This is a genomic window from Williamsia soli, assembly GCF_017377795.1.
In the GTDB taxonomy this organism is placed as follows: domain Bacteria; phylum Actinomycetota; class Actinomycetes; order Mycobacteriales; family Mycobacteriaceae; genus Williamsia; species Williamsia soli.
Map to the genome: position 1 here is coordinate 83,948 of NZ_JAFRDR010000009.1, position 20,018 is coordinate 103,965.

Annotated in this window: 24 protein-coding genes; 14 read left to right on the forward strand and 10 right to left on the reverse strand. The window is 65.4% G+C overall.

The window, feature by feature from the left end:
- Positions 1–54: 54 nt before the first annotated feature.
- Positions 55–1,086 (forward strand): hypothetical protein, encoded by a 1,032-nt coding sequence (locus J3S28_RS21665; protein ID WP_207842838.1) that lies wholly within the window; start codon positions 55–57, stop codon positions 1,084–1,086.
- Here J3S28_RS21665 and J3S28_RS21670 read toward each other — a convergent pair.
- The gene (locus J3S28_RS21670; RefSeq protein WP_207842840.1) at positions 1,083–1,508 is read right to left on the reverse strand and encodes a CoA-binding protein; all 426 of its coding nucleotides are present in this window, start codon (positions 1,506–1,508) and stop codon (positions 1,083–1,085) included. The two genes, J3S28_RS21665 and J3S28_RS21670, sit on opposite strands and share 4 nt — an antisense overlap.
- Positions 1,509–1,541: 33 nt before the next feature.
- On the opposite strand from J3S28_RS21670, the gene J3S28_RS21675 reads away from it, so the two are divergent.
- The 6 genes from J3S28_RS21675 to J3S28_RS21700 all read left to right on the forward strand — a co-directional run bounded on the left by J3S28_RS21675 (position 1,542) and on the right by J3S28_RS21700 (position 6,017).
- Complete coding sequence (locus J3S28_RS21675) at positions 1,542–2,207, forward strand: O-methyltransferase (RefSeq protein WP_207842842.1); 666 nt, start codon at positions 1,542–1,544, stop codon at positions 2,205–2,207.
- Positions 2,208–2,277: 70 nt separating this feature from the next.
- A complete protein-coding gene (locus J3S28_RS21680) occupies positions 2,278–2,805 on the forward strand; it encodes a DUF1697 domain-containing protein (RefSeq protein WP_207842844.1) in 528 nt (175 codons plus the stop codon).
- Positions 2,806–2,863: 58 nt separating this feature from the next.
- Positions 2,864–3,070 carry a DUF2510 domain-containing protein gene (locus J3S28_RS21685; RefSeq protein ID WP_207842846.1) on the forward strand — a complete coding sequence of 69 codons (207 nt, stop codon included), beginning with the start codon at positions 2,864–2,866 and terminating at the stop codon, positions 3,068–3,070.
- A gap of 148 nt (positions 3,071–3,218) precedes the next feature.
- Positions 3,219–4,211 carry an amino acid ABC transporter permease gene (locus J3S28_RS21690; RefSeq protein WP_237341939.1) on the forward strand — a complete coding sequence of 331 codons (993 nt, stop codon included), beginning with the start codon at positions 3,219–3,221 and terminating at the stop codon, positions 4,209–4,211.
- The gene (locus J3S28_RS21695) at positions 4,208–4,972 is read left to right on the forward strand and encodes an amino acid ABC transporter ATP-binding protein (RefSeq protein WP_272874231.1); all 765 of its coding nucleotides are present in this window, start codon (positions 4,208–4,210) and stop codon (positions 4,970–4,972) included. The genes J3S28_RS21690 and J3S28_RS21695 overlap by 4 nt, the downstream gene beginning before the upstream one ends.
- A 22-nt stretch (positions 4,973–4,994) precedes the next feature.
- Entirely contained in the window at positions 4,995–6,017 is a 1,023-nt protein-coding gene (locus tag J3S28_RS21700; RefSeq protein WP_207842848.1) for an ABC transporter substrate-binding protein, read from the forward strand.
- On the opposite strand, the gene J3S28_RS21705 is transcribed toward J3S28_RS21700, so the two are convergent.
- The 4 genes from J3S28_RS21705 to J3S28_RS21720 all read right to left on the reverse strand — a co-directional run bounded on the left by J3S28_RS21705 (position 5,971) and on the right by J3S28_RS21720 (position 9,049).
- The gene (locus tag J3S28_RS21705) at positions 5,971–6,543 is read right to left on the reverse strand and encodes a hypothetical protein (protein ID WP_207842850.1); all 573 of its coding nucleotides are present in this window, start codon (positions 6,541–6,543) and stop codon (positions 5,971–5,973) included. The genes J3S28_RS21700 and J3S28_RS21705 overlap by 47 nt on opposite strands.
- Before the next feature lie 8 nt (positions 6,544–6,551).
- Positions 6,552–7,352, reverse strand: a complete 801-nt coding sequence (locus J3S28_RS21710) for an ABC transporter permease (RefSeq protein ID WP_207842852.1) — start codon at positions 7,350–7,352, stop codon at positions 6,552–6,554.
- Entirely contained in the window at positions 7,349–8,296 is a 948-nt protein-coding gene (locus J3S28_RS21715) for an ABC transporter ATP-binding protein (RefSeq protein WP_207842861.1), read from the reverse strand. Before J3S28_RS21715 ends, J3S28_RS21710 begins: the two co-directional genes overlap by 4 nt.
- 81 nt (positions 8,297–8,377) lie before the next feature.
- A complete protein-coding gene (locus tag J3S28_RS21720; RefSeq protein ID WP_207843094.1) occupies positions 8,378–9,049 on the reverse strand; it encodes a response regulator transcription factor in 672 nt (223 codons plus the stop codon).
- A gap of 77 nt (positions 9,050–9,126) precedes the next feature.
- Between J3S28_RS21720 and J3S28_RS28815 the strand changes: the two genes are divergently transcribed.
- Positions 9,127–10,263: a sensor histidine kinase gene (locus tag J3S28_RS28815; protein ID WP_207842863.1), complete on the forward strand. Its 1,137-nt coding sequence runs from the start codon at positions 9,127–9,129 to the stop codon at positions 10,261–10,263.
- Between the two features lie 75 nt (positions 10,264–10,338).
- Here J3S28_RS28815 and J3S28_RS21730 read toward each other — a convergent pair whose 3' ends face one another.
- Complete coding sequence (locus J3S28_RS21730; RefSeq protein ID WP_207842865.1) at positions 10,339–11,037, reverse strand: GntR family transcriptional regulator; 699 nt, start codon at positions 11,035–11,037, stop codon at positions 10,339–10,341.
- A gap of 137 nt (positions 11,038–11,174) precedes the next feature.
- Here J3S28_RS21730 and J3S28_RS21735 point away from each other — a divergent pair, with 137 nt between their 5' ends.
- Genes J3S28_RS21735 through J3S28_RS21755 form a run of 5 tightly spaced genes read left to right on the forward strand, consistent with a single transcriptional unit; the run spans position 11,175 to position 15,412 of the window.
- Complete coding sequence (locus J3S28_RS21735) at positions 11,175–12,383, forward strand: NRAMP family divalent metal transporter (protein ID WP_237341908.1); 1,209 nt, start codon at positions 11,175–11,177, stop codon at positions 12,381–12,383.
- Positions 12,380–13,138, forward strand: coding sequence for a LamB/YcsF family protein (locus tag J3S28_RS21740; RefSeq protein WP_207842867.1), 759 nt, complete (start codon positions 12,380–12,382; stop codon positions 13,136–13,138). The genes J3S28_RS21735 and J3S28_RS21740 overlap by 4 nt, the downstream gene beginning before the upstream one ends.
- Complete coding sequence (locus tag J3S28_RS21745) at positions 13,135–13,749, forward strand: 5-oxoprolinase subunit B family protein (protein ID WP_207842868.1); 615 nt, start codon at positions 13,135–13,137, stop codon at positions 13,747–13,749. The genes J3S28_RS21740 and J3S28_RS21745 overlap by 4 nt, the downstream gene beginning before the upstream one ends.
- Positions 13,746–14,624 carry a 5-oxoprolinase subunit C family protein gene (locus J3S28_RS21750; protein ID WP_207842869.1) on the forward strand — a complete coding sequence of 293 codons (879 nt, stop codon included), beginning with the start codon at positions 13,746–13,748 and terminating at the stop codon, positions 14,622–14,624. Before J3S28_RS21745 ends, J3S28_RS21750 begins: the two co-directional genes overlap by 4 nt.
- Positions 14,621–15,412: a putative hydro-lyase gene (locus tag J3S28_RS21755; protein WP_207842870.1), complete on the forward strand. Its 792-nt coding sequence runs from the start codon at positions 14,621–14,623 to the stop codon at positions 15,410–15,412. The genes J3S28_RS21750 and J3S28_RS21755 overlap by 4 nt, the downstream gene beginning before the upstream one ends.
- A 160-nt stretch (positions 15,413–15,572) precedes the next feature.
- On the opposite strand, the gene J3S28_RS21760 is transcribed toward J3S28_RS21755, so the two are convergent.
- A complete protein-coding gene (locus J3S28_RS21760; RefSeq protein ID WP_207842871.1) occupies positions 15,573–16,304 on the reverse strand; it encodes a DUF559 domain-containing protein in 732 nt (243 codons plus the stop codon).
- Between the two features lie 332 nt (positions 16,305–16,636).
- Positions 16,637–17,431 (reverse strand): SDR family NAD(P)-dependent oxidoreductase, encoded by a 795-nt coding sequence (locus J3S28_RS21765; protein WP_207842872.1) that lies wholly within the window; start codon positions 17,429–17,431, stop codon positions 16,637–16,639.
- Positions 17,432–17,530: 99 nt separating this feature from the next.
- Between J3S28_RS21765 and J3S28_RS21770 the strand changes: the two genes are divergently transcribed.
- A complete protein-coding gene (locus J3S28_RS21770; protein ID WP_207842873.1) occupies positions 17,531–18,109 on the forward strand; it encodes a TerD family protein in 579 nt (192 codons plus the stop codon).
- Between the two features lies 1 nt (position 18,110).
- On the opposite strand, the gene J3S28_RS21775 is transcribed toward J3S28_RS21770, so the two are convergent.
- Both J3S28_RS21775 and J3S28_RS21780 read right to left on the reverse strand, forming a co-directional pair.
- Positions 18,111–18,845, reverse strand: a complete 735-nt coding sequence (locus tag J3S28_RS21775; RefSeq protein WP_207842874.1) for a hypothetical protein — start codon at positions 18,843–18,845, stop codon at positions 18,111–18,113.
- Positions 18,846–18,892: 47 nt separating this feature from the next.
- Complete coding sequence (locus tag J3S28_RS21780; RefSeq protein WP_207843096.1) at positions 18,893–20,017, reverse strand: LLM class flavin-dependent oxidoreductase; 1,125 nt, start codon at positions 20,015–20,017, stop codon at positions 18,893–18,895.
- Position 20,018: the final 1 nt, after the last annotated feature.

The following is a 20,018-nucleotide window of genomic DNA, read 5'->3' on the forward strand; positions in this document are numbered from 1 at the left end:
GTCACCCCGAGCGTCTTTCGGCGGGCAACGGCACAGATCCGGATAATGGGACACATGGTGTACGTCTCCGCGATCATCGGCTTCGTGCTGGTGTTTGCCACGACCGCACTGGCCTTCGTCGGCACCGAGTGGTTGAAGTCGATCAACTGGTCGGGGAAGTTCCGCGAAGCCTCCCTCCCGCCCCCGCAGAAGCAGTCGCAGAATCCGCCCCTGCGCGAGGACGACGACGCCGGCGCGGCCGCCATCGAACCCCGCCGCCCCCGCGGCGACGGGCTGACCGACCTCGCGAAGACGACCAACACCCCCTACTGGATCAACCTGCAGGGTGGGCCGCGTCCGGCCGGTGCCGTCGCGATCCGGTTCGCGTTCATCGCCGCCGACACCTGGCGCGGCGATTCACCACGGATCGCCGTCGACGAGCTCCTGGACCGTGAGTCGGGCCGCCCGGACGACTGGTTCGTCCGCACCGACGAGGACCACTACCCACGCCTTCTCCGGCGCCAATTGCGGCAGTCGCACCTGTCCACAGACGATCAGGCAACGATCGACGAGATGCGGTCGCATCCGATCGGCAAACTGGCCTATTTCGCGTGTTCGACGGCGACCGCGATCGAGCTGAGCACCTCTTGGCGGCACGACATCTTCGACGAGAAGATGATCCGGGTCGATCTCGACGCCGAGGTGGCCGAGATCAGCAGTAGCTGCGCGCGGCTGCGCACGGCCGTCGACAGGCTGGGTCCGCGTCCACCCGACGACCTCGGCGACGATCCCGACGTCCTTGCCATCCATGCCGGTCGCACCGAGATCTACGACGAACGCCTCGGCCAGCTCGTCCAGCGACTACAAGCGTTCGCGCGGTACCGTGCGGGCATCGAGCAGGTCGACAAACAGCTCGCGAAGCTCGAGTGGGTGATGAAGATCGGCACCGAGGACGACTCCGACGAATTCATCGCAGCGGCCGCCGATGAGCTGGGTTCGGAACGGCTCAATCGCGCTGCCGAGGAGTTCGATTCGGTGTCCGGGGCCATCATCGAAAGCATGCTCACCGACGCCAAGAAGCTGTCGCGGATCGTGCGGTATTCCTAACCCAGGCTCGGCGCGCGCAGGCCCAGCCGTCGCTGTTCGATGATCAGGCACCGGTCCTCGACGTACAGCAGGCCGGCACCCTCGGCGATCTCGCGGGCTTCGGCCGAGGCGATCCCGAGCTGCAACCACAGCGCGCTGGCGCCGGCGGCGACCGCCTGACGCGCGATGTCGGGTGTCGCCTCCGAGGGCCGGAATACGTCGACGAGCCCGACGTGTTCCGGTATGTCGGCGAGGGTGCGGTAGACCTTCTCACCGAAGAGTTCGTCGGCTTTCGGGTTGACCGGCACGATGCGCCATCCGCGGTCGGCCATGAACGCCGGAACACTGTGGGCAGCTTTGCCCGGGTCGGCGCTGGCTCCCACCACAGTGATCGTGTCGTATGTGGTCAGGATCTGTTCGACGATGTCATCGGTCCGGGTCATGGTGAAATCCTACGCAGCGCGCACACTGGATGCATGACCGAGAACTGGGCCCACACCGATAAGTATCTGAGCGACATCCTCATTGGCGAGGACGCCGCGCTCGACGCCACGATCGCAGCCAACGCGGAGGCCGGGCTTCCGCCGATCGATGTGGCGCCGGTGCAGGGCAAGTTCCTGCATCTGTTGGCGCGGGCCATCGGTGCGCGACGCATCCTCGAGATCGGCACACTGGGCGGCTACAGCACCATCTGGCTCGCCCGTGCCGTCGGCGAAAGCGGCCAGGTCGTCACCCTCGAATACGAGCCGCACCACGCCGAGGTCGCCCGGATCAACGTCGACCGCGCGCTCGTCGGCGACCGGGTCGAGATCAGGGTCGGCGCCGCGCTGGACACGTTGCCGACGCTGCCCGCCGACAACCCCTTCGACCTGGTTTTCATCGATGCCGACAAACCGAACAGCAGCAACTACATTCGCGCCGCCCTGCGGCTGAGCCGCCCCGGCACGGTCATCGTGGTGGACAACATCGTGCGCGGTGGTGCCGTGTCCGACCCCGGTGAGAACGACGAACGCGCCCAGGGTGGACGCGACGTGCTCGAGTTGTTCGCCACTGATCCACGTCTCGACGCCACGGCGCTGCAGACCATCGGGCTGAAGGGCTGGGACGGTTTCGGTCTCGCTCTCGTGCAGGAACCGAACTGAGATCGCCATCGGGCTCAGGCTGTCGCGATTGTTCAAGTCAGACCGCCGAGAGCGGTGACAGAATCGGTTCATGGCCACTCGGATCGTGCTCATCCGCGCAGTGAACGTCGGCGGCGCGAAATTGCCGATGGCCGAGCTGCGTGAACTCGCCATCGACCTCGGCGCCACAGACGTGTCCACCTATATCGCGTCGGGGAACCTGTTGTGCACTCCACCTGGCGAGCCCACCTCGTTCGATCGCGCCCTGGAAAAGGCCATCGAAGAGAAGTACGGCTACTTTCGCGAGGTCATCAGCAGATCGGACACCGATCTCGAGGCCGCCCTCGCCGCGCACCCCTTCGACGTCGTCGAACCGAAGTACTCCTATGTGTACGCCCTCACCGGTATCCCGGCCAAAGCCGCCGTGGACGGGTTCGCGAAGAAAGACTTCGGCGCAGACGTCTTCGAAGTCATCGGCAACAATCTGCACATCCGCTACGACGCCGGTGCCGGCACCTCGAAGCTGACGGCACCCGTCATCGCGAGAGGCCTCGGCGTGCAGGGCACCGGCCGGAACCTCCGGACGGTCAGGAAACTCATCGACCTCGCCCGGTCCTGACACGCCGAACTTCGTCATCCGCCACCGCTGGGCGTGGTCGTCGCGGGATACTGGGGGCATGGAGACCTGGCAGATCGTCGTGGCAGTGGTAACCGTCGTGCTGGTCATCGGGGTGATCGCGGCGCTGATCCAGGCACAGCGCGCGAAGCGTCCGCCAATCCCGGCCGACTGGTATCCCGACCAGCGCGACCCGTCGCTCGAGCGCTATCACGACGGCAACGGCTGGACCGATCAGACCCGGCCCAACAAGGAAGACGACTACTGACCGCCCCTTCTCGAGCACACTTGTTGCGGTCGGCGCCTTTTCGGTCGTCGTGATCGAATCAATTGTGCGCACACCGGCCTTCCGATAGTTTTCGCCGAACCACCTCCTGAGCACAGGAGGATTCGACACGGGGGCCACGTTGACCAGTTTGATCTCGCCGAGTTCGCAGCGCGACCTCGACGACTCCGAGATTCCACTCGAAGATCTACCGATAGTTCGCACGCCCCACTACGGACGATGGCTCGGCGTTGTCGTGGTCCTGATCCTGTTGTCGCAGTTCGTTGCCGGCGCCGTGACCAATCCTCGATTCGACTGGCCCACCTTCGCGCAGTTCTTCTTCAGCACCACCGTGCTCGACGCACTTTGGCTGACGATTCAACTCACTGCCTACGGTGCCGTCTTCGGTTTCGCAGGCGGTGTCGTCCTCGCCCTGATGCGGCAATCGCCGAACCCGCTGTTGCGGAGCGTCAGCTGGGCGTTCATCTGGCTCTTTCGCTCCATCCCACTGATCGTGCAGATTCTGTTCTGGGGGTTCCTCGGGGCGCTGTACACCCATCTGGGATACGGGATTCCCTTCGGTCCGATCTTTGGGGAAACGGCAACCAAGGATCTCATCGGCCCCATGACGGCAGCCGTGATCGGACTTTCGATCCACCAGGCCGCCTACGGCGCCGAGATCATCCGCGCAGGACTCATCTCCGTCGACGAGGGACAACGGGAAGCCGCCGCCGCTCTGGGCATCCCCGCTCGGCGGCAGTTCACCAAAATCATCTTCCCGCAGGCCATGCGGACCATCGTGCCGCCCGCGGCCAATGAGATCATCGGCCTGCTCAAAGGCACGTCGGCGGTGTTCATCATCGCCCTGCCCGACCTGTTCTACCAGGTCCAGGTGATCTACGGCCGCAACGGCCGCATCATCCCGCTGCTCATGGTCGCCGTGGTCTGGTACGTGATCCTCACCGGCCTGCTATCGGTGATCCAGTTCTACATCGAGCGATACTTCGCGAAGGGCGCCCATCGCGAAGTCCCGCCCACGCCCATCCAGCGAGCAGTCACCCGCGTGCACGAAGTGCACGCCGAATACTCGTTGCGCCGCGCCGCTTCTCGCGATGGACGCACAGACCGGACACAACAATCATGACCCGACCACTGCTCGAGATCAGAAACGTCGAGAAGTCGTTCGGCGGCACCCCAGTGCTACGCGACGTCAGTCTCGACGTCGCGAAAGGCGAGGTCGTCGCCATCATCGGCCCCTCGGGTTCGGGAAAGTCGACACTCCTGCGGACCATCAACTACCTCCAGCCGCCCAACCGCGGCTTCGTACTCCTCGATTCCGAGCTGATCGGCTATCGCCGCGGACGAAAAGCTCTGCACCGACTACGTGAACGCGAACTCCTCAAGCAACGCAGCAGGATCGGATTCGTCTTCCAGGGCTTCAACCTCTTCCCGCACCTCACCGCGCTCGAGAACATCGCTGAGGCGCCGGTGGCAGCGCTCGGGGTTCCCAAGGAGTCCGCGACAGCCGGCGCGCGCGACCTACTGGAGCGCGTCGGGCTGGCGGACAAGGCGCACGCGTATCCGCGACAGTTGTCCGGCGGGCAACAACAGCGCGTCGCGATCGCCCGGGCGCTGGCGCTGGACCCCGAACTGATCCTGTTCGACGAACCGACCTCCGCCCTCGACCCCGAGCTCGTCGACGAGGTCCTGCACGTGATCCAGGACCTGGCCCGCGCCGGACGCACGCTGCTGATCGTCACCCACGAGATCACGTTCGCCCGCCGCGTCGCCGACCGAGTTGTGTTCATGGACGAGGGACGAATTGTCGAAACCGGTACCCCCACAGAGATTTTGAACAATCCGCAACATCCGCGTACGCGCGACTTCCTCAGCCGCGTCCACTGACGCACGAACAGAAAGCAGCCCCATGCCGCAGCAGAACCATGCCCGGAGCAGGAACAATCGTCGGCCGCGCCGGCTCCTGCTGGCGCTCCTGGCCGCCACCACCGTTCTCACCTCCCTGGTCGCGTGCTCCTCCCCCGACGACGGTGGTACCCAGGAGGTCAAGAACGAGTCCGGGGAGGCGCTCAACCTCAGTGCGAACCAAAACCAGATCGTCCCGGCCAAGGACGAGGCGATCGCCGCCACCGTCCCCCAGGCGATCCGCGACCGAGGCACCCTGATCATCGGGCAGGGATCCGGAACCGGCAATCCGCCCTTCTCGTTCCCGTCCACCGACAACGATCAGGTCTGGATCGGCGACGAGGTGGACATCGCCACCCTGGTTGCCGGTGTCCTCGGTCTCAAACCCGAGTTCAAACGGTCCTCATGGGAGGGCCTGTTCCTCGGAATCGACAGTGGTGCCACCGATGTAGGGTTCTCGAACATCACAGTCACCGAGGCCCGCAAAGAGCTCTACGACTTCGCGACCTACCGGACCGATGTGCTGTCGCTGATCGTGCCGAAGGATTCGGCTGTAACCTTCACGAGCTATCAGGACTTGAGCGGCAAGACCATCGCGGTCGGATCGGGTACGAACCAGGAGAAGATCCTGGTCGACTACGCCGCCAAGCTGACGGCGGAGGGCAAGCCCACCATCGACATCAAGTACTACCAGGACACAGCCGGCATCTGGTCGGCGTTGACGTCGGGGCAGATCGACGGGTATTTCGGACCCAACCCGATCAACGCGTTCCACGACGCACAGGTGCGGGGCACCCCGAGCGAGACCAAGATAGTCGGAACCGTCTCCGGTGCCGGTGAAAGCCTCACCGGCCTGATCGCGGCGACCACCCTGAAGGGCAACCCGCTCATCGAGCCCGTGCAGGCGGCGCTGAACAAGGTGATCGCCGACGGCGAGTATGCCGAAGTGCTCAAACGCTGGAACCTGCAGGACGAGGCCGTCACCGAGTCCCAGTTGAATCCGCCGGGACTTCCGAAGACGGACTGATCGAACGGTCTGGCCGCCGGCGCGATTTCTGCCGGCGGCCGACCGGTTTGTACACCGACAGTACGGTCGCGACCATCAAGGCCACCGATGACACGATCGGCGGCATCAGCAGTGACATCAGGTCGAATTCGGCACGTAGTTGCTCGGCCGAGAGGCCCGGGTCGGGCTCGGCCATCGACAAGGCGTTGGGCAGCAACAGGGTTGCGACCAATGCGGTCAACACCACGCTGATGATCAGTTTCGCAGTCACCCACCCGTGCGTGACCAATCCCCACCTGGTTCCGAGCCCGAGGAGGACTCCGGTCAGCAGTGTTCCCAGGGCCAGGGCCGGAATCACCGGCGGGATGATGATCACGATCGCCGCGATGCCGGCGGCCACCAGTTGACCGTCGTCGGTCGTGAACGCAACGACATCAAGGGCAATCAGCGCGAGGTTCACGCCGAACCAGGCCACGCTCAGCAGGATGTGCGTGGTCAGGAGAGCCTTGCGGGCAGGTCTGCTGAGTTGGAAGACGTTCGGCGACATCGGACTCCCTATCCTGCAGTGACGTCGCGGCGGGACATCGCGTAGGCGATCACGCCTCCACACATCACCGCGTAGAGCGACAGGGTGGTCAGCGTGGTGCCGAGAGACAGGGCGCCCGGACTGTCCGGCTGAACCAGCGATCGCATCACGAGTCCGGGAAACCACCGCTCCGCCCACTCCCGGCCTTCGCCGAGTACGTTCTCGATCGGCCCGAACCACAGCAGGCAGATGCCCAGCGCTATCGGTGTCGATCTGACCAGCACCGCAACGGTTGTGCCGATCAGCGCGTACATCGAGACAAACACCAGTAACCGGCCATAGTCGGCGATACCGCTACCGAGGGCGTCGGCGCCCAACCAGCCGCCGGTGTCCACATCTGCCGACGGTGCCACCACCGCGGCGGTCACGGCGCCCACGATGAGAGCAACGGCCATCAGGATCGACGCCAGACTCACTCGGGCCGCCAGCTTTCCGGCGATCAATGTCAGCCGACTGGGTTGCTTCGCAAGCGCGGCGCGCAGCGTCCCCCGCGTGATCTCGTTGCCCATGGCGGCGGCGAAGGCCGCCACCACCAGGACCGTGGCGAAGCCCATCGACGAGATGACGGCGGCGGTGGCTCCTCCGGATCCGGTCAAGGCTTCCAGCGACACCCCCGGACCGTCGCCACCGCGGCCCACGGGTTCGGCCGATTCCATCAGCAACCAAGTGGCGACCGCCGCGAACACGACCGTTGTCAGGCCGAGCCCGACCCAGAGCCGCGGGCGGTTCAGCAGGATCCATTCTGAGCGAAATGAGTTGAGCAGATTCATCGGACGGCCTTCTCTGTGGGTGCGGCGGCGTTGATCATCGTGAGGTAGCGGGATTCCAGATCGGCTCGGCGATGGTGTAATTCGCTCAGCACGATCCCCGCCGCGTGGGCGCGGGTGTTGAGGTCTGCGGCGATCCGATGCGCGTCGGACTGTACGTCCAGAGTGATGACGATCGTCTCGGCAACCCGGTCGATCGGCAATCCGGCGGACGCGGCGACGACTACCAGCGCATCGAGATCGGTAGCTGCACAGGGCTCCACGACCAGCGCATCCGCGGTGCCACCGAGGGACTCCGGTGTGCCCAGATGCACCAGTCCGCCGTGATCGAGGACCACAAGCCAGTCACATATCTGCTCGAGTTCACCGAGCAGGTGCGAGGACACGATCACGGTACGTCCCTGACCGGAGATGATGCGGATGAGATCGCGGATCTCCTGCATCCCTTGCGGATCGAGTCCGTTTGTCGGCTCATCGAGGATGACCAGTTCGGGGTCGCCGAGGAGTGCAGCGGCGATGCCCAGACGCTGTTTCATACCGAGGGAGTAACTCCCGAACCGGTCGCCGCCGCGGTCTGAGAGTCCGACGATGCCGAGCATGTCGTCGATCCCGGTGATGCTGTGACCGGCCAGCCTCGCCAGAGACCGGAGGTTGTCGCGGCCGGACACGGCCGGATGGAACGCCGGCGACTCGATCAGTGCGCCGGTGCGCGGGAGGTACCGGGCCCGATCGCGAATCGGCGCGCCGAGCACGGTGCCCTCGCCCTCGGACGGAGTGATCAGCCCAAGCATCATGGCCATCACCGTGGTCTTGCCGGCCCCGTTGGGACCGATGAGCCCGGTCACCGATCCCGTTGGGACCGTGAACGACACGTTGTCGACCGCGGTTCGTGATCGGTAGCGTTTGGTGAGTCCGGTGACGGAAACCGCGACGGGTGCAGTTGTCATGAGGGCAACGATGCCGCGCCTGCCGGCCGAAGTCGTCACCCTGGTGTGGACATCTCGTCTACGTCAGGTGTCGAGGAACCACTACCGCGGTGGGATCTGTACCAGACCCAGTCGGTAGGCGAAGACCACCAGCTGTGCGCGATCCCGGGCCGCGAGTTTGGTCATCGCGCGACTCACGTGGGTCCGGACCGTGGCGTTGCTGACGAACCACTTCGCGGCGATCTCGTCGTTCGACAGACCTTCGGCCAACAATCGCACCACTTCGAGTTCACGCGCGGTGAGCAGGTCGACAATCCTCGCCGGCGGCTCCGATACCGATGTCTCGCCGCCGTGGGCGAATTCGGTGATCAGCCGGCGGGTGACCCCGGGCGACAGCAGCGCCTGCCCCGCCGCGATCACCCGCACTGCCTGGATCAACTCCGCAGGCTCGGTGTGTTTGACCAAAAACCCGCTGGCACCGGACCGCAACGCCTCGAAGACGTACTCGTCGAGTTCGAAGGTGGTGAGGATGAGAACCCTGACATCGGCCAGATCTGCGCGGGCTGTGATCTGACGTGTGGCGTCGAGACCGTCGGTGCCCGGCATTCGGATGTCCATGATGATCACGTCGGGACGCCGCTCCACACAGAGCGCGACTGCAGCTTCTCCGTCGCCCGCCTCGCCGATCACCTCGATGTCGTCTTCCGCATCGAGCAGTGCACGGAAACCCGTTCGCACCAGAAGCTGATCGTCGGCGAGCGCCACCCTGATCATCCCCTCAGCGTAGCCACTCACCCGATCTCAACACTGAACGGACGCGGAGCCCGGGGGCGCGGTCCTACGATCGGCCTGTGAAGCCTTTCCGGGAACTCGGCCTGCGCCGCAGCGATGTCGCCGTGGTGATCGTCGTGGCTGTTGTCGTGCTCGTCGGAAGTTTCCGGGTCGATCACGGCGGCGCAGACTCCCACTCCATCGACGCCCTGGCCATCGCGCTGGGCGTGATCGGGGCTCTGTCGCTGGGACTGTCGCGTCGCTACCCGCAGGTGATGATCGCCATCGCGGCGGCAACGGTTTTCACCTATCTGGCCCGCAGCTACCCCGGTGGGCCGGTGCTGCTGGTCGGGCCGGTGTCGATGGCGCTGGCCGGATATCGCGCGTCGCGCATCGTCGCGCTCGTGGGCGCCGTCGTGATGGCGGTCGCGGTAATGGCCGGCGCATGGGTTGCCGACGGCGATCTCGGGATCATCGGAGTGGCCGGGCCGGCGTGGGCATTCGCGTTGACGCTCGCCGGCATGTTGCTGGCAGCACGGACCGAGCGCGTGGCGGCGCAGAAGGAACGTGAGGAACTACGGCGGCAGCAGGCGTCCACCGACGAACGCCTCGGCATCGCTCGTGACCTGCATGATTCCGTTGCGCACGCCCTCGCCACCATCAACGTGCAGTCCGGTGTCGCGGCCCATCTCCTCGATCGGCAACCGCACCAGGCCAAAGCCGCGCTGGAAGCGATTCGGCAGGCCAGCAGCGAGGTTCTCGACGAACTCGCCATGATGCTCGAAACGTTGCGGGACAGCGATCACACCGCGCCGCGGACGCCCACGGCGGGATTGCCGCAGGTGACCGAACTCGTCGAGAGAGCGCGCCGGGACGGTGTGACCATCCGCTACGACGTGGTCGGCGATATCGGAGCGGTCCCGTCCGCGGAGAGTACCGCGGGCTACCGCGTGATCCAGGAGTCGCTGAACAACGTGCGTCGCCACGCCGGACCGGCGGCTGCGGTCACAGTCGGCGTGACCGTTGCGTCCCCGAATATGCTGTCTGTCAAAGTCATTGACGACGGAGGCGGGCGGTTTGTGTCGCCGCAGACCACGTCGAGCACCGGCTTGGGCCTGATCGGCATGCGGGAACGTGTCGAGTCGACCGGTGGCCGCCTGACTGTCGGCGCCGACCCAGACGGACCAGGTTACCGCGTTGCGGCACACTGGGATTGATTCGCCGACCGTGCCTTAACAACCGCCGACCGTGCCCATCAAACGGTCGACCGTGCGTTTACTGCTCAGGCCCGATCAGCTGGGTGAGAACTGCGTGAGCAAATGACGCTCCGCATCGCGCAGATACGTGTCCATAGCGTCGGCGGCGGACTCGACCTCTCCCCCGGCCAGCAGCTCTACGATCTCCCCGTTGCGCTCGACGTACCGCGAGTGGAAGTCGCTCGCCGACCCGCTGCGGAAGAACACCAGGCGCATCTCGGCGAGCAGCAGGTTCATCTCGACATCGAGTCGGCTACTACGGGCTTGCGCGACGACGGCACGGTGAAAATGCTGATTGGCGGTGGCAACAGCATCGCCGTCGGCCGTGGCCAGCCCGTCACGCCCCTCGCTCACCGCCGCGCGCATCGCCTGCAAGAACTCATCCCCACCAGCGCCGACGCGGATCGCTCCGGTTTCGATGACCCGCCGCGCACGGTACACATCGCGCACATCATCAGCGGTGGGTGTCCGAATGAGAACACCCCGATTGGGTACCCGCACAACTATGCGTTCGGAAACGAGCTGGCTGAGTGCCTCTCGCAGCGTATTGCGCGAGATACCGAGCGCCCGCGCGATCGACTCCTCGGGTAGCCGGGCACCCGAGCGCAACCGACCTTCATCCACCTGGGCTCGCAGCACTGCGGCAGCGCGCTCGGCCGAGGACGTACGCACGACATCCGGCCGGGCGGCCTCGAGTGCACCCAGGACATCGTCGAGGTCAGATCGGTTTTCCACGAAAACAGTGTACGAGTTCGGGAATTGTGGGATTGTTGAACAATCCTTATCGCCAAGGAAAAGTCCCGGAAACATCCGGGAACGACGCTAGGAGCACGACAGCACGCACCGGGCACGTCACCCCAAGGAGCAATTCCATGGCCGAAACCATCCCCGTCGAAGCAACCAACAAAGGTGGTCGAGCCGCCCTGCTCGGCGCCATGTTCCTCATGGCCACCAGCGCCATCGGTCCGGGTTTCATCACCCAGACCACCGAATTCACCGTGCAGCTCGGCGCGGCATTCGCCTTCGCGATCCTCGTCTCGATCCTCGTCGACATCGCCGTCCAGCTGAATGTCTGGCGGGTCATCGGGGTCGCCGGGCGTCGCGCACACGAACTCGCCAACGAGGTCATCCCGGGTGCCGGCTACGTCCTCGCCGGACTCGTCGTCCTCGGCGGGTTGGTGTTCAACATCGGCAACGTCGGCGGCACCGGCCTCGGCACCGATGCCATGTTCGGCCTCGAACCGCGCGTCGGCGGCGCACTCTCGGCCCTGATAGCCATCGCGATCTTCCTGAGCAAGCGAGCCGGGGTCGCGCTTGATCGGATCGTCGTGGTCCTCGGCGCCGGCATGATCCTGATGACCGGCTACGTGGCCATCGTCTCCGGACCACCGGCCGGCGAAGCGCTGCGCAACACCGTGATTCCCGAAGAGATCGATTTCCTCGTCATCACCACCATCATCGGCGGGACTGTCGGCGGCTACATCACCTACGCCGGAGCGCATCGGCTGCTTGATACCGGCCTGACCGGACCGGAGCACGTCACCCAGATCAGTCGTAGTTCCGTCCTCGGCGTCATCGTCACCGGCGTGATGCGGGTGCTGCTGTTCCTGGCCGTGCTCGGGGTCACCGCGGGCGGAGTCCAACTGGCGAAAGACAATCCGACCGCCTCGGCGTTCGAGTCGGCACTCGGTTCCGCCGGCATGCTCCTGTTCGGGATCATTTTGTGGGCGGCCAGCATCACCTCGGTGATCGGCGCGGCCTACACGTCGGTGTCGTTCCTGACCTCGACCGAAACCTCTCCGCGCCGACGAAATCTACTGACCGTCGCCTTCATCGCGATCAGCACCGTCATCTACCTGCTGATCGAGACAACCCCGGTGAAGTTGCTGATCTTCGCCGGTGCATTCAACGGCATCATCCTGCCGTTCGGCTTCACGCTCATCCTGTGGGTCGCCTGGCGTCGACGCGATCTGATGGGTAACTACCGTTATCCCATCTGGTTGTTGGGTATCGGCGTGATCGCCTGGTTGATCACGCTGTACCTCGGTTACGAATCACTGACCACGTTGGGAGACCTGTGAGCACCATCGACCTCAACAGTGACATCGGCGAATCCTTCGGCCGCTGGGAACTCGGCGACGACAAGGCGATGCTCGATCTGGTGACCAGCGCGAACATCGCCTGCGGATTCCACGCCGGTGACCCCAGCACCATCGCCCGGACGGCACGCTGGTCGGTCGAACGCCACGTCCGCATCGGCGCGCAAGTGGCGTATCGCGACCTCGCCGGATTCGGACGGCGCTTCGTCGACGCCTCCCGGACGGAATTGACCGACGACATCGTCTATCAGATCGGCGGCCTGCAGGCACTGGCCGGCGCGGCCGACGGACGCGTCACATACGTCAAACCCCATGGTGCGCTGTACAACACCGCGGTTCATCATGAAGCGCACGCGCAGGCGGTCGTCGACGCTATTGTTTCGGTGGACCCGACGCTGGCGCTCCTGGGTCTTCCGGGTTCCCGACTGCTGGCACTCGGTGAGCAACACGGCCTCCGCGTGGTGCGCGAGGCGTTTGCCGACCGCGGGTACACGCCGGAGGCGACTCTGGTGTCGAGGAAGGAACCCGGTGCCGTTCTGCATGATCCGGCCGAGGTGGCAGCGCGGGTGCTGAGGATGGTGGCCGACGGTCAGGTCGAGGCCGTCGATGGTTCGGTTGTCGACGTCGACGTACATTCGGTCTGTGTACATGGTGATTCACCCGCGGCCGTCGAGATGGCACGGGCGGTGCGGGACCTACTGACATCCGAAGGTGTTGACCTGGAGGCGTTCACATGAACCTGCTGACCTATGGTGACCGCGCCCTGCTCCTCGAGGTCGCTGACACCGATGAGGTGATCGGCTGGACTACAGCGATACGCGACGCCGCCTTGCCCGGGGTGGTCGACCTGGTGCCCGGTGCCCGAACCGTGTTGATGATCGGCGACGAGCCACAGGTGATACCCCGCCTGCAGAAAGACCTGAAAGGGCTGTCGCCCACCGAGACAACAACACTCGACGACGGACCAGTAGTCGAGGTGCCGGTGGTCTATGACGGCCCCGACCTCGACGACATCGCCCGCCTGACCGGTCTCGACACCAACGAGGTGATCGAGGCACATGCGGGAACCACGTGGAAGGTCGCGTTCGGAGGCTTCGCACCGGGATTCGCCTACCTCATCGGCGGAGATACCCGATTGGAGGTGCCGCGCCGCGACACCTCGCGCACCAGGGTCCCGGCCGGAGCGGTCGGATTGGCCGGGGAGTTCAGCGGCATCTACCCGCGGTCGTCCCCCGGTGGCTGGCAACTGCTTGGACACACCGACTTACCGATGTGGGACGTCGACCGCGACCCTCCGGCATTGTTGCAGCCGGGGACCCGGGTCCAGTTCCGCAGGGCCGAGTCATGAGTTCCTTTGAAGTTCTCGCCGCCGGTCCGCTGACCACCGTCCAGGACGAGGGCCGGTCGGGTCTGGCCGCGTTGGGTGTCGGGCGATCAGGTGCCGCCGATCGCCGGTCGTACGGTTTGGCCAACCGCCTTCTCGCCAACCCCGACGGAGCGGCCGCACTGGAGGTGACGCTCGGCGGGCTGTCGTTGCGCGTCGGCGACGAGACCTGGTTCGCGGTGACCGGCGCCGACCTGGAGGTGTTGGTGGACAGTGGTTCCGGACCGGTGGCCGTCGGCCGCAATGCCGCGTTCGTCGTCCCCGCGGGGGGCACTCTCACGCTCGGGATGGCGCGCGCAGGTCTGCGCGCCTACGTCGCTGTCCGCGGGGGTGTCGCCGTTGAACCCACCTTGGGCTCCCGGAGCACCGACACCCTGTCCGGGCTGGGACCCGAGCCGCTCGCCGAAGGCGACACCCTGGCCATCGGACCGCGACCCGGCGATCTCCCGGATCTCGATGTCGCCGCCGTCGCCACACCGGAGGCCGACGAGGTCGAGTTGAGTGTGCTGCGTGGGCCTCGCGACGATTGGGTCGTCGACGTCGACGATTTGGTGCATACGGTCTGGCAGGCGTCCGATCACAGTGACCGCGTCGGGATGCGGTTGAGCGGCAACGCTCCCGGACTCCGGCACCGCGATGAGGACCGGCAGCTGCCCAGCGAGGGCTTGGTGCGCGGATCGATCCAGGTGCCGCCGAGCGGCGAGCCGGTGATCTTCCTGGCCGACCATCCCATGACCGGTGGCTATCCGGTGGTCGCGGTACTGGTCGACGAAGACACCGACATCGCAGCCCAGATTCGTCCCGGTCAGTCGGTGCGCTTGCATTGGAGTCGGCGATGACACACCCAGATGCCGCTGCCATCGACCCAATCGCCGCGCGGGCACTCTTCCGCGACGGTCTGGTGACACCCACCGCGGGATGGGCTCCCGGGTGGACGCAGGCGAACCTTCTCACGTTGCCCCGCGCGGACGCCTACGATTTCCTGCTCTTCGCGCAACGCAATCCGAAGTCTTGTCCGGTGCTCGATGTACTCGATGCCGGTGACGTCAGCGGACCGCTGTTGGGAGACGGCGACATCCGCACCGACGTCCCGCTCTACCGCGTCTACGAGTACGGCGAGATGGTCGCTGAAACGATCGACGTCACGTCGTGGTGGCGCCCCGACCTCGTGTCCTTCCTGATCGGCTGCAGCTTCACCTTCGAAGCCGCACTCCTCGACGCCGGGGTACCCGTGCGCCACATCGAGCAGGGTCGCAATGTGCCGATGTACCGCACGTCGAGGCGATGTCGCCCGGCCGGAAGCCTGCACGGACCGGAGGTGGTGTCGATGCGCCCGATACCCGCCGATCTCGTCGCGACTGCCGTGCGCGTCACCTCACGCTACCCGGCCGTCCACGGCGTCCCCGTTCACATCGGCGACCCTGAGGCGATCGGCATCGGCGATCTCAGTGCCCCCGATTTCGGCGACCCTGTCGAGATCCGACCCGGCGAGATCCCCGGGTTCTGGGCCTGCGGCGTGACTCCGCAAGCCGCGGTCATGGAGTCGCGGCCGGCGCTGGCCATCGGCCACGCCCCCGGCCACATGGTCATCACCGACGCCCGAGACAGCGACTACCTCGTCCCCTGACCTCTCCCGACCCCCGCCGAGCGTGCCCTTTCAGTCGCCCACCGTGCCCCTCCCGACGCCCACCGTGCCCTTTCAGTCGCCCACCGTGCCCCTCCCAACGCCCACCGTGCCCTTTCAGTCGCCCACCGTGCCCCTCCCGTCGCCGAACGTGCCTAGCTGATCACTCTCGATATCCTCTGTCCCATAGATGTTTCCGGATCTCGTCCACGACATCTCGCGGGTCGTTCCGTATTTGTTCCGAGCGCACCCGAATGATGACCCAACCCATTGCGCCGGCCTTCGCATCACGAGCCTCATCGTGAGCGCGCTGCTGCTCGGTCGAATGGAACTCTTCGCCGTCGTAATCAACACCGATGCGATACTTCCGGTAGCCGAGGTCCAATCGAGCGAACTCGTGGCCACTGCGATCGTGGAGAGCTATCTGTGCCTCGGGCTTGGGAAGGTCACCCCGAATCATCAGGAGTCGCAACCAACTCTCGGGCGGTGACTCGGCGTTGGTGTCGATGTGGGGGATCAAACCCCGGATCTGACAGACACCGCGTTTCGCCGGATGCGCGACCACATAGGCCCACAGGTCGGATGATTCGAGACCGGTGGCCTTCATCAGGTCATCGAGATGGCCGAGCGCCCTCCACTCCGGAGGTCTTCGACCGAGGTCATAAGCTGTTCGCACCACCGATAGAACCGGAATGCCATCAACAGTCGTGACGTCACCCGGGCCCAAATCGGCACGCACCACCTTGATTCCACCACGGTTGCGGCCCTGACCGGTGGCCGGGCGACAGACTTCGACCTCGAAATCATCGTCATACCACGCTATTCCGTGCAGAATCGCTGCCGAGACCCCGCTGATGACCGCTCCCGGCCCGGCCCGTTGCAGTGCGCAGCGCATCTGCCAGGCAGGGTCGATATCTGCGTCTGGCGGAACGTGAACACCACGATAGACCTGACGCGACGCGCGACGCGATGAACCCGAACCCCACAGTGAAACGTCACCCGATTCCATACACTGATCGACGGCGGCGGACCGAGATCGGTTCCATTCTCTGACCGATCAATATCCGAAGGAGTGGACCCCAGACCCACGTCCGACGCATGAAAAGGCACGCGCGGATACCGCAAGAGCACGGTGGGCGACCGGAAGGGCACGGTCGGCGACCGGAAGGGCACGGTGGGCGATTGGAAGGGCACGGTCGGCGACCGGAAGGGCACGGTCGGCGGTCGTCAGGGCACGATGGAATCGACGTATCCACCGTCGACGCGTACCGCTGCCCCGGTGGTCGCCGACGCCTGCGTCGACGCCAGGTACACGCACATGTTGGCGATCTCTTCGGGCTCGATCAGGCGTTGCAGCAAGGACTGCGGGCGGTGGAGCCGCATGAACTCGCGTTGCGCCTCGTCCCACGACAGATTCCCATCGACGAGTTGGTAGACGAAGTCTTCGACGCCACCAGTGTGCGTGGGTCCAGCGATCACCGAGTTGACGGTCACACCCGTTCCGGCCGCTTCTTTGGCGAACCCACGACTGACGGCGAGCAGAGCGGTCTTCGACATGCCGTAGTGAATCATCTCCGCGGGTATCGCGATGGCGGAGTCGCTGGCGATGTTCTGCACTCGGCCCCAACCGCTTTCGGTCATCCCCGGCAGGTAACCGCGGATCAGGCGCACAGCGGCCAGGACGTTCACCTCGAAGTACCGGCGCCACTCGTCATCGGAGATCTCCAGTGCCGGCTCGGCGCCGAAGATGCCCAGATTATTGATCAGGATGTCGACGGCCGGGAGCTCACCGAGCAAACTGTTCACCCCATCGGAAGTCGTGACATCGTAGGCCACCGGGACCAGATCGGCATCCGGGACGCGGGTCTGTATGTCGCGGACGGCCGCGTCGACCTTCCGCCGATCCCGGCCGTTGATCGCCACCTTCGCTCCGGCCTCGGCGAGGCCCTTCGCGATGGCCCATCCGATGCCCTGGCTCGAACCGGTCACCAATGCTGTCTTTCCGCTGAGGTCGATGCGCATGCCCCGACTGTAAACCGCGGACTCCATGCCATCGGTAGGCTTGGGTGACTGATCACCACCGAAAGCACAGTCCATATCGATCGACGGAGGACGATAAAGATGTCAGTCAGTCTGGCCAAAGGCGGAAATGTATCGCTGAGCAAAGAGGCACCGAACCTCACGGCGGTGAGTGTTGGTCTCGGGTGGGATGTGCGGTCGACGACCGGCGCCGACTACGACCTCGACGCCAGCGCACTGGGCATCAACTCCGGCAAGCGGGTCGTCAACGACAATTTCTTCGTGTTCTACAACAATCTTCGCTCGCCTGACGGCGCGATCGAGCACACCGGCGACAACCGGACCGGTGAGGGCGAGGGCGACGACGAGTCGATCAACGTCGACCTCAAGGCCCTCTCCCCCGAGGTCGAGTCGATCATCTTCCCGGTGACCATCCACGACGCCGACACCCTCGGGCAGAGCTTCGGGCAGGTTCATGGAGCGTTCATCCGAGTCGTCGATCAGTCCGATGGCCGCGAGCTCGCGCGCTACGACCTCAGCGAAGACGCATCCACTGAGACCGCAATGGTTTTCGGTGAGATCTACCGGCGCGGCGGTGAGTGGAAGTTCCGTGCCATCGGCCAGGGTTACGCCTCGGGACTCGCCGGGATCGCCCGCGACTACGGCGTCAACATCGGATAAATCACTTCGACGGTTGTACCGGCGCGGTCGGTTTACCCGCCACCAGGTCCTCGACGTCCAGGCCCCACTGCCCGAACCGCTCGTCGAAGCGGTCGGCGCGGTGGCGGGCGGACTGCTGTTTCGCGGGCGAGTAGCGCTTGTGAGCCCATCGTGACTTCGGGCGGGCCAGCCGAGCCGCCCCCACCCACGCGACCGGCGGGATGAAGGCCCCGATCGCCGCTGTCGAGTACTTCCCCTTCTCGACGCACACGAGCAGTACAAAGATGTGGATCGGCAGATACGCCAGCACCACGGCATGTCCGCCGGTGAAGCCCGTGGTCTCGGCGATCGGGTTGATCCCCAGCAGGGCCAGGCCGAGCAAGGCAATGGTCAGCGACACCAGCTGTACCGAGAGTTGCCCCTGCGACGACCAGTACACGTCGCTCAGATGCAGGATCAGCGCGAATTCGTCCAGCACCAGCGACGAACCGATTCCGATCATCACCGCACTCACCTCGGCCCAGGGCGAATGTCCGTCGACGCCGACCGACGTGAAGGCGCCGACGATCATCAGGATGATGCCCGGGATCGAGTGGTGGATGTGAACTCCACCGGAGACGTTGTCCTTGAACGGCCCCTTACCCGCCCGGATCATGCGGGTGATGGTCCGGGTGACGATGAAGGTCACCAGGAACGACAGGAACAGCAAGAACATCGGCAGTTTGCCGCCGTCGACCAGGCTGTCGATGAAGTGCATGGATCGACGCTACCGTCCCGGGCGGGCCGGCCCGGTGTAGAGCACCCTTATGTCCGCTGCCCCGACCGGTACTTCGAGAGGACTCCGGTGCCGAAGTGGCGGGCCTCTTCGATGTGCGGATAGCCGGAGAAGATGAACTCCTCGATGCCCACGTCCCGGTATTCGTCGATGCGGTCCGCGATCTCGTCGTGGCTGCCGACCAGCGCAGTACCCGCACCGCCGCGGATCAGTCCGATTCCGGCCCACAGGTTGGGTCCGACGACCAGGTTGGCCCGATCGCCGCCGTGCAGTGCGAGCATCCGCCGCTGACCTTCGGATTCGATGGCGGCGAGTTGTTGCTGTCGTGCCGCGATGGTGTCGGCGTCGACGCCGGAGATGAGTTCGTCCGCCGCCTGCCAGGCATGCTCCGCGGTGTCCCGGGCGATGACGTGCAACCGGATGCCTCCGCGGATGGTTCGTCCCAGATCGGCAGCCCGTTGCTTGACCCGCGCGAGTTTCTCGCCGACGGCGGCCGGTGGTTCGCCCCAGGTGAGGAAGACGTCGGCCTGCCGTGCCGCGACGTCGATCGCTGCCTCGGATGATCCGCCGAGGTACACGTCCGGCATCGGGACGCTCGGATGGCCGGCAAAGCCGGGCGATCGCGGTCGGTCGATCGTGTAGTACGGCCCATCGACCTGAACGGGTTTGCCCAATCCGACATCCCGGGTGATCTCGAGGAATTGATCGGCGCGGGCGTACCGCTCGTCCTTACCCAACGTGTCACCGAATGACCGTTGCTCCGCATCATCGCCCCCGACAACGACATTGAGCAGGATGCGCCCCGCGGAGAGACGGTCGAAGGTGCTGACCATCTGCGCGGCGAGCACGGGTGCGACCGCACCGGGCCGGAACGCGACAAGAAATTTGAGGCGACGGGTTGCGGGTATCAGCGCCGCTGTCACCAGCCAGGCGTCTTCGCAGTGTCCGCCGGTCGGGGTCAGGACGGCGTCGTAGCCGAGTTCGTCGACGGTCCTGGCCAAGTCGGTCAGGTACTCCAGTGACGCGTCGCGATGCCCGTCGGATTCGGCCGCGTCGCCGTCGTACCCGCTGGCGATCGACACCCCGTGCGAGCGGGCGCCGAGTCTCTCGTCGTCGCCGCCGGTGGGCAGGAACCAGTGGAATCTCGGAGCCACC

Bases quoted from the DNA above. Each gene is read 5' to 3' on its own strand.
- J3S28_RS21735 (WP_237341908.1), top strand. From the start codon at position 11,175: ATGGCCGAAACCATCCCCGTCGAAGCAACCAACAAAGGTGGTCGAGCC.
- J3S28_RS21670 (WP_207842840.1), bottom strand. From the start codon at position 1,508: ATGACCCGGACCGATGACATCGTCGAACAGATCCTGACCACATACGAC.
- J3S28_RS21715 (WP_207842861.1), bottom strand. From the start codon at position 8,296: ATGACAACTGCACCCGTCGCGGTTTCCGTCACCGGACTCACCAAACGC.
- J3S28_RS21745 (WP_207842868.1), top strand. From the start codon at position 13,135: ATGAACCTGCTGACCTATGGTGACCGCGCCCTGCTCCTCGAGGTCGCT.
- J3S28_RS21695 (WP_272874231.1), top strand. From the start codon at position 4,208: ATGACCCGACCACTGCTCGAGATCAGAAACGTCGAGAAGTCGTTCGGC.
- J3S28_RS21675 (WP_207842842.1), top strand. From the start codon at position 1,542: ATGACCGAGAACTGGGCCCACACCGATAAGTATCTGAGCGACATCCTC.
- J3S28_RS21680 (WP_207842844.1), top strand. From the start codon at position 2,278: ATGGCCACTCGGATCGTGCTCATCCGCGCAGTGAACGTCGGCGGCGCG.
- J3S28_RS21760 (WP_207842871.1), bottom strand. From the start codon at position 16,304: ATGCGCTGCGCACTGCAACGGGCCGGGCCGGGAGCGGTCATCAGCGGG.
- J3S28_RS21765 (WP_207842872.1), bottom strand. From the start codon at position 17,431: ATGCGCATCGACCTCAGCGGAAAGACAGCATTGGTGACCGGTTCGAGC.
- J3S28_RS21720 (WP_207843094.1), bottom strand. From the start codon at position 9,049: ATGATCAGGGTGGCGCTCGCCGACGATCAGCTTCTGGTGCGAACGGGT.
- J3S28_RS21755 (WP_207842870.1), top strand. From the start codon at position 14,621: ATGACACACCCAGATGCCGCTGCCATCGACCCAATCGCCGCGCGGGCA.
- J3S28_RS21770 (WP_207842873.1), top strand. From the start codon at position 17,531: ATGTCAGTCAGTCTGGCCAAAGGCGGAAATGTATCGCTGAGCAAAGAG.
- J3S28_RS21710 (WP_207842852.1), bottom strand. From the start codon at position 7,352: ATGAATCTGCTCAACTCATTTCGCTCAGAATGGATCCTGCTGAACCGC.
- J3S28_RS21775 (WP_207842874.1), bottom strand. From the start codon at position 18,845: ATGCACTTCATCGACAGCCTGGTCGACGGCGGCAAACTGCCGATGTTC.
- J3S28_RS21665 (WP_207842838.1), top strand. From the start codon at position 55: ATGGTGTACGTCTCCGCGATCATCGGCTTCGTGCTGGTGTTTGCCACG.
- J3S28_RS21750 (WP_207842869.1), top strand. From the start codon at position 13,746: ATGAGTTCCTTTGAAGTTCTCGCCGCCGGTCCGCTGACCACCGTCCAG.
- J3S28_RS21705 (WP_207842850.1), bottom strand. From the start codon at position 6,543: ATGTCGCCGAACGTCTTCCAACTCAGCAGACCTGCCCGCAAGGCTCTC.
- J3S28_RS21700 (WP_207842848.1), top strand. From the start codon at position 4,995: ATGCCGCAGCAGAACCATGCCCGGAGCAGGAACAATCGTCGGCCGCGC.
- J3S28_RS21685 (WP_207842846.1), top strand. From the start codon at position 2,864: ATGGAGACCTGGCAGATCGTCGTGGCAGTGGTAACCGTCGTGCTGGTC.